This is a genomic window from Streptomyces tubbatahanensis (assembly GCF_022699385.1).
Classification (GTDB): domain Bacteria; phylum Actinomycetota; class Actinomycetes; order Streptomycetales; family Streptomycetaceae; genus Streptomyces; species Streptomyces diacarni.
Genome location: NZ_CP093846.1, coordinates 2,526,465 through 2,541,539 on the forward strand (window position 1 = coordinate 2,526,465; position 15,075 = coordinate 2,541,539).

8 protein-coding genes, 1 tRNA gene and 1 pseudogene are annotated in these 15,075 nt (G+C 72.8%); 2 read left to right on the top strand and 8 right to left on the bottom strand.

All coding sequences use genetic code 11. From position 1 onward, the window contains the following. Positions 1-239: 239 nt before the first annotated feature. Entirely contained in the window at positions 240-2,114 is a 1,875-nt protein-coding gene (gene lepA / locus MMF93_RS10945; protein ID WP_242751090.1) for a translation elongation factor 4, read from the bottom strand. Between the two features lie 342 nt (positions 2,115-2,456). On the opposite strand from lepA, the gene rpsT reads away from it, so the two are divergent. Beyond that, the gene (gene rpsT / locus MMF93_RS10950; RefSeq protein ID WP_242751092.1) at positions 2,457-2,723 is read left to right on the top strand and encodes a 30S ribosomal protein S20; all 267 of its coding nucleotides are present in this window, start codon (positions 2,457-2,459) and stop codon (positions 2,721-2,723) included. A 425-nt stretch (positions 2,724-3,148) separates the two neighbouring features. On the opposite strand, the gene holA is transcribed toward rpsT, so the two are convergent. Then, a complete protein-coding gene (gene holA / locus MMF93_RS10955; RefSeq protein ID WP_242751095.1) occupies positions 3,149-4,135 on the bottom strand; it encodes a DNA polymerase III subunit delta in 987 nt (328 codons plus the stop codon). Between the two features lie 177 nt (positions 4,136-4,312). Between holA and MMF93_RS10960 the strand changes: the two genes are divergently transcribed. Then, complete coding sequence (locus MMF93_RS10960) at positions 4,313-4,558, top strand: hypothetical protein (RefSeq protein ID WP_242757470.1); 246 nt, start codon at positions 4,313-4,315, stop codon at positions 4,556-4,558. A 199-nt stretch (positions 4,559-4,757) separates the two neighbouring features. On the opposite strand, the pseudogene MMF93_RS10965 reads toward MMF93_RS10960, so the two are convergent. From MMF93_RS10965 to MMF93_RS10990, 6 genes and pseudogenes are all read right to left on the bottom strand, one after another. Further along, a pseudogene (locus MMF93_RS10965) lies at positions 4,758-7,175 on the bottom strand (ComEC/Rec2 family competence protein); the annotation flags it as partial. A gap of 332 nt (positions 7,176-7,507) precedes the next feature. Next, positions 7,508-8,653 carry a ComEA family DNA-binding protein gene (locus MMF93_RS10970; RefSeq protein ID WP_242751097.1) on the bottom strand — a complete coding sequence of 382 codons (1,146 nt, stop codon included), beginning with the start codon at positions 8,651-8,653 and terminating at the stop codon, positions 7,508-7,510. Between the two features lie 948 nt (positions 8,654-9,601). Further along, positions 9,602-10,447, bottom strand: a complete 846-nt coding sequence (locus MMF93_RS10975; RefSeq protein WP_242751099.1) for a DegV family protein — start codon at positions 10,445-10,447, stop codon at positions 9,602-9,604. Between the two features lie 35 nt (positions 10,448-10,482). Continuing rightward, positions 10,483-11,283, bottom strand: coding sequence for a hypothetical protein (locus MMF93_RS10980; RefSeq protein ID WP_242751101.1), 801 nt, complete (start codon positions 11,281-11,283; stop codon positions 10,483-10,485). Between the two features lie 183 nt (positions 11,284-11,466). Continuing rightward, positions 11,467-14,340, bottom strand: a complete 2,874-nt coding sequence (gene leuS / locus MMF93_RS10985) for a leucine--tRNA ligase (RefSeq protein WP_242751103.1) — start codon at positions 14,338-14,340, stop codon at positions 11,467-11,469. Positions 14,341-14,787: 447 nt separating this feature from the next. Beyond that, positions 14,788-14,860: transfer RNA gene (locus MMF93_RS10990), tRNA-Ala, on the bottom strand. Positions 14,861-15,075: the final 215 nt, after the last annotated feature.

Genomic DNA, 15,075 nt, shown 5'->3' on the forward strand with positions numbered 1-15,075 from the left:
GCGTCCTGTGTGTCGGCTGCTCGCTCGAGTCGGCTCGCCGCGTCGCCTCGCGCTCACCGGCTCTGCCTGACCGACAAGTTTTATGACTGGCGAGTAACTACTGAGCAGAGATCAGACTAAAGGCAGCAGCCCCCTTACGTAAGGGGGCTGCTGCGCGGAACGCCGCCGAAGCGGAGGGTGACGGCACCGAGCCCCTTTCCCGGGGCTCGGAGGCCTTGTGGCCCGGCGTCGGACGCGGGCTACTTCTTGGACTTGCCCTCGCCGCCACCACCGCTGTCGTCGGTCGACAGCGCCGCGATGAACGCCTCCTGCGGCACCTCCACCCGGCCGACGACCTTCATCCGCTTCTTGCCCTCCTTCTGCTTCTCCAGCAGCTTCCGCTTCCGCGAGATGTCCCCGCCGTAGCACTTGGCCAGCACGTCCTTGCGGATCGCGCGGATCGTCTCGCGGGCGATGATGCGGGCACCGACCGCCGCCTGGATCGGCACCTCGTACTGCTGCCGCGGGATCAGCTCGCGCAGCTTGTTGGCCATCCGGGTGCCGTAGGAGTACGCCTTGTCCTTGTGGACGATCGCGGAGAACGCGTCCACCTTGTCACCCTGGAGCAGGATGTCGACCTTCACCAGATCGGCCGTCTGCTCGCCGGTCGGCTCGTAGTCGAGGGAGGCGTAACCCCGGGTGCGGGACTTGAGCGCGTCGAAGAAGTCGAAGACGATCTCCGCCAGCGGCAGCGTGTAGCGCAGCTCGACCCGGTCCTCCGACAGGTAGTCCATGCCCTGCAGGCTGCCGCGCCGCGACTGGCACAGCTCCATGATCGCGCCGATGAACTCGCTGGGCGCGATGAGCGTCGCCCGCACCACCGGCTCGTGCACCGTCGCGGTCTTGCCGGTGGGGAACTCGCTGGGGTTGGTCACCACGTGCTCGGTGCCGTCCTCCATCTCCACCCGGTAGACCACGTTGGGCGCCGTGGCGATCAGGTCGAGCCCGAACTCGCGCTCCAGCCGCTCCCGGATCACCTCCAGATGCAGCAGCCCCAGGAAGCCCACCCGGAAGCCGAAGCCCAGCGCCGCCGAGGTCTCCGGCTCATAGGTGAGCGCGGCGTCGTTGAGCAGCAGCTTGTCCAGCGCGTCCCGCAACAGCGGGTAGTCGGAGCCGTCCAGCGGATACAGCCCCGAGAACACCATCGGCTTCGGGTCCTTGTAGCCCGGCAGCGGCTCCTCGGCGCCCTTGGTCTGCTGGGTGACCGTGTCACCCACCTTCGACTGGCGCACGTCCTTCACGCCGGTGATCAGATAGCCGACCTCGCCCACACCCAGCCCGTCTGCGGGCTTCATCTCCGGCGAGTTCGCGCCGATCTCCAACAGCTCGTGCGTGGCGCCCGTCGACATCATGCGGATGCGCTCACGCTTGCTGAGCAGCCCGTCGACGACCTTGATGTAGGTCACCACACCGCGGTACGCGTCGTAGACCGAGTCGAAGATCATCGCGCGGGCCGGGGCGTCCGCCGCCCCCGTCGGCGGAGTGACCTGACGGACGACCTCGTCCAGCAGCTCCTCGACGCCCTCGCCCGTCTTCGCCGAGACCTTCAGCACGTCCTCGGGCTCGCAGCCGATGAGGTGCGCCAGCTCCGCCGCGAACTTCTCGGGCTGCGCGGCCGGCAGGTCGATCTTGTTCAGCACGGGGATGATCGTGAGGTCGTGCTCCATCGCCAGATACAGGTTGGCGAGGGTCTGCGCCTCGATGCCCTGCGCGGCGTCCACCAGCAGGATGCACCCCTCGCACGCCGCCAGGGAGCGGGAGACCTCGTAGGTGAAGTCGACGTGCCCCGGGGTGTCGATCATGTTGAGCACGTGCGGGGTGCCCGGATCGTCCGAGGGCGCCCAGGGCATCCGCACGGCCTGGGACTTGATCGTGATGCCCCGCTCGCGCTCGATGTCCATGCGGTCGAGGTACTGCGCGCGCATCTGCCTCTTGTCCACGACGCCGGTCAGCTGGAGCATCCGGTCGGCAAGCGTGGACTTGCCGTGGTCGATGTGCGCGATGATGCAGAAGTTACGGATCAGCGCCGGGTCGGTACGGCTCGGCTCCGGCGCGTTCGTTGGGGTCGCGGGCACGCAGTGTCCTGTCGGGTCTGGCCTGTCGGGATCTTCGGGCGGTGTCTCGTCGTCGGACGCTGTCTGGTCGTCGGACGGTGTCTCGTCGTCGGGCAGGGTCTGCCGTCGAGCTGGCTTCGTCGTCGGGCTGGTTCTGTCCTGGGGCTGGGTCGAGCTGGGATAGAGCTGGGTTCGCGGGATTCGCGCGGGTGTGTCGCACACCATGGTCCCATGCGTGCGGGACACCGAGGGGATTGGGAGGGGCAGGTGCCCGACTGGTAGCCTGGGCGACTGTGCCTTATGGCACTGATGCGGTGCCCCACGGCACCGGCGTTGGAAACTCCGAACCGCAAAGGCTCTTTCGTGGCGAACATCAAGTCCCAGATCAAGCGGATCAAGACGAACGAGAAGGCGCGCCAGCGCAACAAGGCCGTCAAGTCCGAGCTGAAGACCGCGATCCGTCGCACCCGCGAGGCCGTCGCCGCCGGTGACACCGCCAAGGCGACCGAGGCGCAGAAGGAGGCGGCCCGCAAGCTCGACAAGGCCGTCAGCAAGGGCGTGCTGCACAAGAACAACGCCGCCAACAAGAAGGCGGCGCTGGCCAAGCACGTCTCCACCGTCAACGGCTGACCTCTCCTCTCTCATCCTCTCTCAGCTCGACGGGGCACCGGCCCCATCCGGCTCGGGCGTCGTGAGGCGGGCCCTCTCTCATCCGCCGTACGCCCGGACCACCGCTTGAGACAGCGCTCCGCACGCGGCCTGCGTTCGCCACGCGGGTGCGGCGCACACACAGCACACCACGGAAGACCCCGCTGCTTTCCTCTTCCCCAGGGAACGGCGGGGTCTTTCGCATGCCCGGGGCCCTCTCTCCCCGGTGGAGGCCTGGGTCTGTGGGGCGTGGGCCTAGTGGCACCTACGCCCACGGGGCCGGGGCCGGGGCCCGGATGTCGGAAGGGGCGGGGAGGGCTCGGGTCAGCGGGAAGGGGCGGGCTCGTCGGTCAGCAGGAGTCGGCGAGACGTGGGGGCCTGCGGGAAAGGGCCGGGCCGGGCTTCGGTCAGCGGGAGCGGGCGGCGCCCGCGATGGTGACGACGGCCTTCTCCAGCGCGTACTCCGGATCGCTGCCGGCACCCTTGACCGCCGCGTCCGCCTCCGCGACGGCCCGCAGCGCGGCAGCCACGCCGTCCGGCGTCCACCCACGCATCTGCTGGCGCACGCGGTCGATCTTCCACGGCGGCATGCCCAGCTCCCGCGCCAGGTCGCCGGGGCGCGCCCCGCGCGGGGCGCCGGCCAGCTTGCCGATCGCCCGCACCCCCTGGGCCAGCGCGCTGGTGATCAGCACCGGCGCGACACCGGTGGACACCGCCCAGCGCAGCGTCTCCAGCGCCTCGGCCGCCCTGCCCTCGACCGCCCGGTCGGCGACGGTGAAGCTGGAGGCCTCCGCCCGGCCCGTGTAGTAGCGGCCGACCACGGCCTCGTCGATCGTTCCCTCGACGTCGGCGGTGAGCTGCGTGCAGGCGGAAGCCAGCTCCCGCAGGTCGCTGCCGATGGCGTCGACCAGCGCCTGGCACGCCTCGGGCGTCGCCGAACGCCCCAGCGTCCTGAACTCCCCGCGCACGAAGGCCAGCCGGTCGGCCGGCTTGGTCATCTTCGGGCACTCGACCTCGCGCGCGCCCGCCTTGCGTGCCGCGTCCAGCAGCCCCTTGCCCTTCGCGCCGCCCGGGTGCACGAGGACAAGAGTGATCTCCTCCACCGGCGCGGACAGGTACGCCTTCACGTCCTTGACCGTCTCCGCCGCCAGGTCCTGGGCCGCGCGCACGACCACGACCTTCCGCTCGGCGAACAGCGAGGGACTGGTCAGCTCGGCGAGCGTGCCCGGCTGAAGCTCCCCCGAGGCGAGGTCACGCACATCGGTGTCGGCGTCGGCGGCCCGCGCCGCGTCGATCACAGACCGCACGGCCCGGTCGATGAGCAGCTCCTCCTGGCCCACCGCGAGGGTCACGGGGGCCAGCGGATCGTCGGAGGTCTTCTTACGCGCAGCCATTCCGACCAGGATCCCACGCCGCACCGACAGCTGAGCACCTCCCGGCCCCGGCACCGGCCCCCACGCCAGGCTCGGTCCCACTCGCGGTGGTCTGCCCTCAGGAGCAACCGAGCCAGGAGCAACCGAGCCCCCCGCCGCCCCGGCAGGGCCCTCCGCTGGGAGAATGCCCCGGTGACGGTGAGCGACACGCGGCATGTACTGGTACTGCCCGACAGGGACGCGGCCGAGGAGGTGGCCGTCCAGCTGGAGCTGCGGCTCGGCCTCCCTGATGAGCCCGAACTGGTCCGCGACGCCCTCGCCGGGGAGGACGACGCGGAGGACGCACAGTGGCTGGTCGTCCTCGAAGACCCGCACGCCGCCTACGACACCGCCCTCCTGGCCTCCCTCGCGGAGGAACACGAGGGCTGGCTGGAGACCGACTGAGCCGCCCGGCACGCTCGTCGTACCCCGCTGCCGCCGCGTGCCCCGATGCCACCGAACGCCCCGCCGCCGTGTAGTCCGGCGCCACCGCGTGACCCGACGCCGATGCGTGGCCCGGCGCCGCTGTGTGGCCCGGCGCCGCTGTGTGGCCCGGGGTCCCTCCCGCCGCGACCGGGTCGCCCCGCTGGGTGACCACGGCAGGGGTGCCGTCCGGGCGCCGCACCAGTGCCAGTGCCCCGTTGCGGTCCGTCCGCGCGACCAGCGCCCCCGCGGCGGCCAGCGCATCCAGCGTCTCGGGGGCCGGATGCCCGTAGGGGTTGTCGCGCCCCGCCGAGACGAGGGCCACCCGCGGGCGCAGCCGCCGCAGCAGCTCGGGATCCTGGAAGCGCGAACCATGGTGCGCCACCTTCAGCACGTCCGCCCGCGGCAGATCAGGCCGCAGTGCCAGCAGTCCCTGCTGCGCTTCCGGCTCCAGATCGCCGGGCAGGAACAGGCTGAGACCCGCCGTACGGACGAGCAGTGTGACACTCGCGTCGTTGGCGCCTTCCCCGCTCTCCCCACTCTCCCCGTCAGCCTCGCCGCTCCCTCCCCCACTGCCGCCGCTTCCCTCCGGCACACCGCCTCCCGTGGCCTGGGGCCACACCACCTCCCATCGCAGGTCTCCGACGCGGCGCCGCTCGCCCGCGCGGGCGGTGAGCACCGGCACCCCCGCCCGCCGTGCCGCCTCGCGCACGAACTCCGCCTGCCCTGGGGGCCGCGCCAGCCCCGTCGTCTCGACGGCTCCCACCTTCCTGCCCCGCAACACCCCCGGCAGGCCCGCCACGTGATCGGCGTGGAAGTGCGTCAGCACGACCAACGGCACCGACGTCACGCCGAGCCGGCTCAGACACCGGTCGACCGCTGCGGGATCGGGCCCGGCGTCCACCACCACGGCTCCGCCCGCCCCACCCCGCTCCGCGTCCACGGCCAGCACCAGCGCGTCGCCCTGGCCCACGTCGCACGCGACCATCCGCCACCCCGTCGGCGGCCACCCCGTGAACGGCCGGACCAGCGGCACCGGCCGCACCACCGCCACCAGCAGTGCCAGCACGCACGCGGCACACCACCACGGCCGGTACGGCAGCCGCAGCCGGGCCGCCACCAGGATCAGCCCCGCCAGCAGCGCCGCGAGCCCCAGCGCCCCCGACCAGGACCCCGGCCAGCCGATCTCCGCGCCGGGCAACTCCGCGCCCGTCCGTGCGATGCCCGCGATGGCCTCCACCGGCCAGCTCGCCAGCCACGCCAGTGCCTTCGCCACCGGCATCGCGAGCGGCGCGGCCACCAGCGCGGCGAAGCCGAGCACGGTGGCCGGCGCGACCGCGAACTCCGCCAGCAGGTTGCACGGCACCGCCACCAGGCTCACGTGCGCCGCCAGCACCGCGACCACCGGCGCGCATCCGGCCTGCGCCGCGGCTGCCGCGGCCAGGGCTTCCGCCAGCCTGCCCGGACACCCTCGTCTGCGCAGGGCCGCGGACCAGCAGGGCGCCACCGTCAGCAGGGACGCGGTGGCCAGCACGGAGAGCAGGAATCCGAAGTCGCGCGCCAGCCAGGGGTCGTAGAAGACCAGCACCAGCACCGCCGCGGCCAAGGCGGGCAACAGCGAACGCCGCCGCCCCGTGCCGATCGCCCATACCGTGATCAGCCCGCAGGCCGCCGCCCGCAACACACTCGGCTCCGGTCTGCACACCACGACGAAGCCCAGTGTCAGCATGGCCGCGACCACCGCCGTGGTCCGCAGCGGAAGCCCGAGTCGGGGAGCGAGCCCCCGCCGCTCCGCCCGGTGCGCGAGCCCCGGCGGACCGATGAGCAGGACCAGCAGGATCGACAGGTTCGCTCCGCTCACGGCGAGCAGATGCGTCATGTCCGTGGCACGGAAGGCCTCCTCGAGCTCCCGGCTCAGCCCGGAGGTGTCGCCGACCACCAGCCCCGGCAACAGCCCCCGCGCGTCCTCGTCGAGACCGGTGACGGCGTTCCGCAACCCGGCGCGGAGCCGGCCCGCGGCCCGTTGCACGGCTGTCGGCCGCCCGACGACCTCGGGCGGACCCGAGTCGGCCCGCAGCACCGCCGCGATGTCCCCGCCTCCTCGCCCGTCGGAGTCGGGCGGCACGAGGTCGCCGTGCACCCGGAGGCGGGTGGAGGGCAGCAACCGCAGCCAGGCGGCGCGGGACGGCGCGGCGCTCGCCTCCGGGCCGCTGTCCCGGCCGCTTTCCTCGCCCCTCCCCTCCTCCGTGCTTCCCTTGCCCCTCCCCTCCCCCGCTCCGCCCTCCTCCCCGTCCAGCCTGACCAGGAGCAGTACCGGTGTGCGCAGCCGGGTCCTGGAGTCGTCCCCGGCCACGAGGGCGACCGCCTCCGCCTGGACCACCACGACTCCGGGCGACTGCTGTGATCCCCACACCCGGGGCCGGGTCGCCCGGGGATCCTTCGTGACGGTGACCTCGACGGTCGCCTCCGCCTGCCTTTCGGCCAGCTCGGGCAACGGCCCCCTGTGCAGATCGGCCGCGTGGAGCGCGGCGCTGCCGCCCGCGGCCGCCGCGCACAGGAGGCAGACCGCCGCGCCGAGGAGCACGGTGCGCCTGCGCATCCCGGTGCCGGCCTGGGCCTGGGACCCGGGGGCCGCCCGGTCCGCAGCACCGGTCGGGGTGGTGGCTCGCGCGGAGGGGCCGGCCCTCGCGCTCCCGCCCAGCAGTGCGAGGGCCACCAGCACGAGCCCGGCCAGGCCGCTCAGGGCGACACCGACCGCCGCCCGCGTCCCGGAGACGCCCAGTGCTCCGGCGGCCGCCGCCCAGGCCGCCAGTGCGGGCCCGACCAGCCGTAAGTCCCGTGGCTCCTTCGGTGTCTGTGCTGCTTCCGCTTCGCCCGGGCGGCCGTCGGGACGAGCCGGGTCCGAGGCTGCCGCCCGTCGGCGGCTCGTGCTCACGGTGTGACCTTGGGTTTGATGTCCGCGAACCGCTTCTCGCCGATGCCGTTCACTTCCTTGAGCTGGTCGATCGACGTGAAGCCGCCGTGTTCCGTGCGGTAGTCCACGATGTGCTGGGCCAGCACGGGCCCGACGCCCGGGAGGGTTTCCAACTGCTCCGGGGTGGCCGCGCTCAGGCTGACCGGTGCCGCGGGCCCGCCGCTCGCCGCGCCGGTGGACGCACCGCCGCCCGCGGTGGCGCCGGGCGGCGCGGCGGCCCCGCCCTTGCCGGGCTTCCCCACGACGATCTGCTCCCCGTCCACCAGCAGCCGCGCCCGGTTCAGCCCACTGGTGTCGGCCCCCTTGCGGAGCCCGCCCGCCGCCTCCAGCGCGTCGGTCACCCGCGATCCCGCAGGCAAGCGGTGGACTCCGGGATCGCGCACCTTTCCCGATACGTCCACCACGAGCCGCTTGCCCGGCGACGCGCTGGTGGAGGCCGCGGGCTCACCGCCAGAGCCCGGGCCGGGGGAAGCGCCGCCCGGTGAGCGCGCTGTCGGGCCTCCTTGCGGGGCGCCTTCCGCGCTCGGGACGGCGACGCCCTGGGGCCGGCCCGTCCAGAAGTGGTGCACCGCGAACCCCACCGCGACCAGCAGCACCAACACGAGCGCCACCAGTGTCTTCGGCTCGATTCCGCAGCGCAGCCGCAGCCACGTCGGCAGCCGTTCCTCCAGTGCGAGCCCCCAGCGCTCCCGCCAGGGCAGCCCCGCCCGCACTCCGCGCTCCCCGTCGCGCTCGGTGAAGAACCCGCCTCCCACCCGCCCCGGCTCGGAGCCGTCGCCCGGCCCATGGTCCTCGTCCTCGTCGTGCTGCCCCGTGTGCTCCTCCCCGTGCCGCCGTGCGGCAGGCGGCAGGTGTTCCGCTCCTCCTGCACTCCCTCCAGCGCGTCCTCCCGCCTGCTGCCTGCTCCTGGGAGGCTCCGGCCGCTCGCCACGGTGGGGCCCGGTGCCCGGCGACCGGCCCGCGCCGCTGCTCCACTCCTCCTCCGGTTCTGCACGCCCCCGCCCCGGGCCCGGGTGCAACCGCTTGCGGCTCCGCTGGACGGCCTCGCGGGCCGTCGCGATGGCCTCCGCCCGGGGCATGGCGATGGCCTCCGCCCGGGGCATGGCGATGGCCTCCGCCCGAGGCATGGCGCGGGGCGCGGCCCACGCCTCGTGCTCGGGCGCGGGCCGCTCAACGAGAGGGCGGGTCCTGGCGCGTGGCTCGGGCAGCTCGTCCGCCCCGTCGAACGGCTCAGCGAGTGGCTCGCCAAGTGGCTCAGCGAAAGGTGCGCCGGGAGGCGGCGCCCCCTCGTGGAGAGGGGGCGCCTCGCCCGGGAGCTGCGCCGTCTCACGAAGCGACGCCGTCTCAGGGAACGGAGCCGTCTCATCCCGGAGTGGGGGATCGGCGAGCAGCGACCTTGCTCGGGTGGCCGGCCCTCCCGGATCGGGTGCCGTGCGCCGCGAGCGGCGTACGAGACGGTGTCCGTCCCGCCGGCCCGGGCCCGTGCCCGGATTGCCCCGCGGACCTCGGGGCGGTCGGCGCCGGGCCGGACGACGGCTGAGCGCGCCGGCCGCGCGCACGTCGGCCCGGCCGCCCGCGACGGCTACGCCGTCCCGTTCCCCACGCGGGCCCCCCGTCCCGCCCTGTGCACCTCCCGGATCCCCCACCACCCCGCCCTGGCCACCGGCCGGGGCCGGCGCTTCTCCTCCGCGGGCCCCGGGCGGGCCGGCCGTCCCCGCGTCGTCGTCGCCATCGGCCCAGCGCGGCGGCGGCCTCCGGCCGCTCGGTGCTCCGCGCGCTGCCGCACGCGCCGAGGCCGCGTCGGCCGCGTCGGTCACCCACGTCTGCGGGCGCCCCCGTACCCCGCGCTCCGCTCCGGGCTCTCCCACTCGTTCGCTCATGTCCAGGACGGTAGGCAGCCCTGTCACCGCATGATGATCTTGCTCGAATCCGGTGGAGAACCCGCGAGTTGTGGATAACTCGCTCACCCACCCGGGGGACACCGGGGGAAGGGTGAGAGCAGCTGCGCGGAGCCGTGAAGCGCCCGGGAGAGCAGCCTGGCTGAACGAGCCTCACCTGACGGACAGCACGGCCCCCAGCAGCCCAGGCCCCGTGTGGGCGCCGATGACGGCGCCCACCTCGCTGACGTGCAGTTCCCGCAGTCCGGGTACTCGCTCGCGGAAGCGTTCCGCGAGCTTGGCCGCGCGTTCGGCCGCGGCCAGGTGGTGGACGGCGATGTCCACCCGGGCGTCCGCCGCGCGGTCCACGATGATCTCTTCGAGGCGGGCGACGGCCTTCGACGCGGTACGGACCTTCTCCAGCATTCCGATGCGCCCGTCCTCCACCTCCAGCAGCGGCTTGACGGCGAGTGCCGAGCCCAGCAGGGCCTGTGCCGCGCCGATCCGGCCGCCCCTGCGCAGGTAGTCGAGCGTGTCCACGCAGAAGACCGCGCAGGTGGCCTCCGCACGCTTCCGTGCGGCGGCCACGGCCTCGTCCAGCGTGCCGCCCGCCTCGGCGGTCTCGGCGGCCGCCAGGGCGCAGAAACCCAGGGCCATCGCCACGACGCCGGTGTCGACGACCCGCACCGGGACGGAGGCTTCCCTGGCCGCCAGCAGGGCCGCGTCGTAGGTGCCGGAGAACTCGGAGGACAGGTGCAGCGAAACGATGCCCTCGGCCCCCGCTCGTGCGGCGGCCCGGTAGGCACGGGCGAAGGTGTCGGGGCTGGGCCGGGACGTGGTCACGGGGCGCCGTTCGCGCAGCGCGGCCTCCAGCGAGCGGGCCGAGATCTCCGTGCCCTCTTCGAGCGCCTCGTCACCGAGTACGACGGTGAGCGGCACGGCCTCGATCGCGTGCCGCCGCAGGGCCTGGGGCGGCAGGTAGGCGGTGGAGTCCGTGATGATCGCGAGGCGGCCGTGCATGGAACGGAGCGTATCGGGCGGGTGAGGGGGCGGGCTCAGGAGGCGCTGCGCGGGGGTCGTTTCCCGAACGTGTGCGGCGTACGCCCACGGTCGGCCGCCGGGTCGGTCCACGACGGGTCGAGACCCTGCCCCGACGGGCCGAGCTCGGGCCGGCTCTCGGTTCCCCCGGCGGCTTCTCCGGTACCTCGCCGGTTCGTTGCGGGGGGCGTCTCGCGCTTCCTTCCGCTGGTGGACCGCTGCGCTTCCGCGTCGGCGGGCGCGCTCGCGGTCGGGTCGGACTCACGGGCCGGGCTCGGGGTCCAGTGGCGCAGGGCGCCGGACTCGATGTCGATCTGGCCCCGCAGCGCGTCCAGCCCCTCGGCGTCGAACTGGCGTGCCCGGTCCTGGGCCGCGAAGCGCAGCGAGTCGGCGGACTCCTTGATGCGGTGCATCCGCTCGCGCGCGTCCTGAAGCCTCCCGGTGACCCGCGTTCTGTCCGGTTCGTGCTCCATCAGGAGCCGCAGCTCGCCGTCGAGCTGGCGGGCGTGCTCGTGCAGGCGGTCCAGCAGGTGGACCGCGTCGGAGAGCCCCGGGTCGTCGCGGGCGCCGGCCTCCAGTGCGGCGCGCGTTCCGTCGATGGAGTTGCGCAACTCCAGGCGGATGCGGGCGGCTTCGCCGACCGGTCCCGGCTGGGCAGAGCGGGCCTTGAGCGTCGTCTCCTCGACCGTACGGCGCACCTGCGCGCCCGTGCGCTCCACGCCTGTCTTGACGGCTCGCACGCCCCGCACGGTCGCGACCGTGACCAGGGCGAGGACGGCCAGCACAAACACCAGCCCGATGACGACTGCCACGTCCACAGGTCGCTCCTCCGTCGTCGGTCCGTCCCACCGTCTCCGTTCAGCCTAAACGGACGGGGGCCGCCGCGGGTTCCGCAGAACCCGGAGCAGCCCCCGTGAAGCCCCGTAGGGGTCGGCCCGGACACTCAGACCGCAGCGACCAGGCCGGGGAGGCCCAAGGCCGGAAGTCAGGGGCCGGGAGACTCAGGCCGGGACGATGTTGACCAGCTTCGGCGCGCGGACGATCACCTTGCGCACCTCGGCGCCGCCCAGCGCCCTGACGACCACGGGCTCGGCCAGGGCCGCCGCCTCCAGGTCCGCCTCGGAGGCGGAGGGCGAGACTTCCAGGCGGGCCTTGACCTTGCCCTTGATCTGGACGACGCAGGTGACCGTCTCGTCCACCAGGTAGGCCGGGTCGGCCAGCGGGAAGTCCTGGTAGACGACGCTCTCCTGGTGGCCCAGCCTGCGCCACAGCTCCTCCGCGACGTGGGGAGCCAGCGGGGCGATCAGCCGCACCATCGTCTCCACGACGGAACGCGGAACCTCGCCCAGCTTGGTGACGTGGTTGTTCAGCTCCGTGATCTTCGCGATGGCGGTGTTGAAGCGCAGTCCGGCCATGTCCTGGGTGACGCTGTCGATCGCCTTGTGCACCGCGCGCAGCGTCGCCTCGTCCGGCTCCGTGTCGACGACGGTCGTCTCGCCGGTCGCCTCGTCCACCGCGTTGCGCCACAGGCGCTGCAGCAGCCGGAACTGGCCGACGACCGCACGGGTGTCCCAGGGCCGTGAGACGTCCAGCGGCCCCATGGCCATCTCGTACAGCCGCAGCGTGTCGGCGCCGTACTCCGCGCAGATCTCGTCCGGGGTGACCGCGTTCTTCAGGGACTTGCCCATCTTGCCCAGCAGGCGGCTGACCTTCTCGCCCTGGTAGTAGTACGCGCCGTCGCGCTCGACCACCTCGGCGGCGGGCACGGCGATACCGCGCGCGTCCCGGTAGACGTACGCCTGGATCATGCCCTGGTTGTACAGCTTGTGGAACGGCTCGGCCGAGGAGATGTGCCCCAGGTCGTGCAGCACCTTGGACCAGAAGCGCGCGTACAGCAGGTGCAGCACCGCGTGTTCGGCGCCCCCCACGTACAGGTCCACACCGCCGGTCGGCTGCCCCTCGCGCGGGCCCATCCAGTAGCGCTCGACGTCGGGGTCGACCAGCTTGTCGTCGTTGCGCGGGTCCAGGTAGCGCAGCTCGTACCAGCACGAGCCCGCCCAGTTGGGCATGGTGTTGGTTTCGCGGCGGAAGCGCCGCGGGCCCTTGCCGTCGCCCAGGTCCAGCGTGACGTGGACCCACTCCTCGTTCCGCGACAGCGGCGTCTCGGGAGAGGTGTCGGCGTCGTCCGGGTCGAAGGTGCGCGGGGAGTAGTCCTCGACCTCGGGCAGCTGGAGCGGCAGCATCGACTCGGGCAGCGGGTGGGCGATGCCGTCCTCGTCGTAGACGAGGGGGAACGGCTCGCCCCAGTAGCGCTGCCGGCTGAACAGCCAGTCACGCAGCCGGAAGTTGACCGTGCCCTCACCCAGCCCGTGCTCCTCCAGCCAGCGCCGCATCCGCTCCTTGGCCTCGGCCACGCCCAGGCCGTCCAGGCTGATGCCCTCGCCCGTGGAGTTGACCAGGGCGGCGTCGTAGGAGCTGAAGGCGTCCGCCCACGCCGACGGGTCCAGACCGCGGCCGTCGTTCGGCTCCACGACGCAGCGCATCGGCAGTTCGAAGGCGCGCGCGAACTCGAAGTCGCGCTGGTCGTGCGCGGGCACCGCCATGATCGCGCCGGTGCCGTAGCCCATCAGCACGTAGTCGGCGATGAAGACGGGCACCTGCTCCTGGCTGACCGGGTTGGTGGCGTAGACGCCGGTGAAGACACCGGTCTTGTCCTTGGCCTCCGCCTGGCGCTCCACGTCCGACTTGGCCTCCGCCTGCGCGCGGTAGGCCGCGACGGCCTCGGCGGGGGTCGCGTAACCGCCGGTCCACACCTCGTGCGTGCCCTCGGGCCATGCCTGAGGGACCATGGAGGCGACCAGCGGGTGCTCGGGCGCCAGCACCATGTAGGTGGCGCCGAAGAGGGTGTCCTGGCGGGTGGTGAAGACGTCGATCGTCGCGTCTCCCACGGGGAAGGCGATACGGGCGCCCTCGCTGCGGCCGATCCAGTTGCGCTGCTGCAGCTTGATGGCCTCGGGCCAGTCCAGGTCGTCCAGATCGTCCAGCAGCCGGTCCGCGTAGGCGGTGATCCGCATGTTCCACTGGCGCAGCTTCGCCTTGAAGACGGGGAAGTTCCCGCGCTCGGAGCGCCCGTCCGCGGTCACCTCCTCGTTGGCCAGCACGGTGCCCAGGCCCGGGCTCCAGTTGACCGGCGCGTCCGAGGCGTAGGCCAGCCGGTACTCGCCCAGCAGGTCGGCCCGCCCGCGCTCGCTCAGCTCGCTCCACGCGCCCCAGCCCTCGGGGGTCGGGCGGGCGCCGGAGGAGAACTGTTCGACCAGTTCCTCGATGGGGCGCGCCGTGCGGGCCTCGGCGTCGTACCAGGAGTTGAAGATCTGCAGGAAGATCCACTGGGTCCAGCGGTAGTACTCGGGGTCGATCGTCGCGAACGACCTGCGCTGGTCGTGGCCCAGGCCCAGGCGGCGCAGCTGCGCCTTCATCTGGACCATGTTGGCCTCGGTCGAGGTCCGCGGATGGGTGCCCGTCTGCACGGCGTACTGCTCCGCGGGCAGCCCGAAGGCGTCGAAGCCCAGGGTGTGCAGCACGTTGTGCCCGGTCATGCGCTGGTAGCGGGCGTAGACATCGGTGGCGATGTAGCCCAGCGGGTGCCCGACGTGCAGCCCCGCACCCGAGGGGTAGGGGAACATGTCCATGATGAACTTCTTGGGCCTGGCGGCCGTCGCGGGCTCCCCGCCCAGCGGGCCCTCGCCGGGGTTGGGCGCCTCGTAGGTGCCCTGCTTCTCCCAGAAGTCCTGCCAGCGTGCCTCGATGTCGGCAGCCAGCGCCGCCGTGTAGCGATACGGGGCCGCGGTCTCGGCGGCGGTGGTGGTCTCGCTCATCGTCCTCAAAGCTCCATCGGTCGTCTCTGCCCAGCGCTCCTGAAACGAAAAAACCCCTCGCACAGGAGGGGGAGCCGCGCCGATTCCGGTCCGCGGAGAAGGGACCGGCAGTGGTTCAGCGCGGCTCGCTAAGCAGAAGGCGTACGGCACGCATAGCGCTCAGGGTACCGCACGGGAAAAGGAGCCCAACCGGAGCCCGGGAGACCCAGCACGAAGAGATCATCCCTCCGATTCCACCCCGACGACACGACAGAGCCAAACCCGGAGAGACGAAGACAGCCCCCCCAACCAACACAACAGAGCTCGCGAGGGGTTGACCCCAATTCGGCCGGCAACCCTCAAAGGGGGTGTGGGTGGCGAAGCCCCCACAAACGCGGCGAAGCCGCAAAAACAAAGGAAGCGAGACGGCCTGCGCTCTCCGCAGGCACACCTCGCCTCTCGCTTCCGTGGAGCTAAGGAGAATCGAACTCCTGACCTCTTGCATGCCATGCAAGCGCTCTACCAACTGAGCTATAGCCCCGTGGGGTGGTCCGCCGGGGTCTTCCCCGCGGCGGCTCCGCCAGCTTACACGGCGTGGGCGGCGTTTCGCCAAATCGGTTTCCCGCCGCACCGGGGACGGGCGGCACGGGCCACCCGTTCCCGCCACTGACCAGCCGGTACTGTCGCCCCGTGAGCACGTTGCAACAGGCCGTCGAGAGCAAAGGGACACCGACGCTCAGGGGGTACCTGCTCCGC

Bases quoted from the DNA above. Each gene is read 5' to 3' on its own strand.
- MMF93_RS10975 (WP_242751099.1), bottom strand. From the start codon at position 10,447: ATGCACGGCCGCCTCGCGATCATCACGGACTCCACCGCCTACCTGCCG.
- MMF93_RS10970 (WP_242751097.1), bottom strand. From the start codon at position 8,653: ATGCCCCGGGCGGAGGCCATCGCCATGCCCCGGGCGGAGGCCATCGCG.
- holA (WP_242751095.1), bottom strand. From the start codon at position 4,135: ATGGCTGCGCGTAAGAAGACCTCCGACGATCCGCTGGCCCCCGTGACC.
- leuS (WP_242751103.1), bottom strand. From the start codon at position 14,340: ATGAGCGAGACCACCACCGCCGCCGAGACCGCGGCCCCGTATCGCTAC.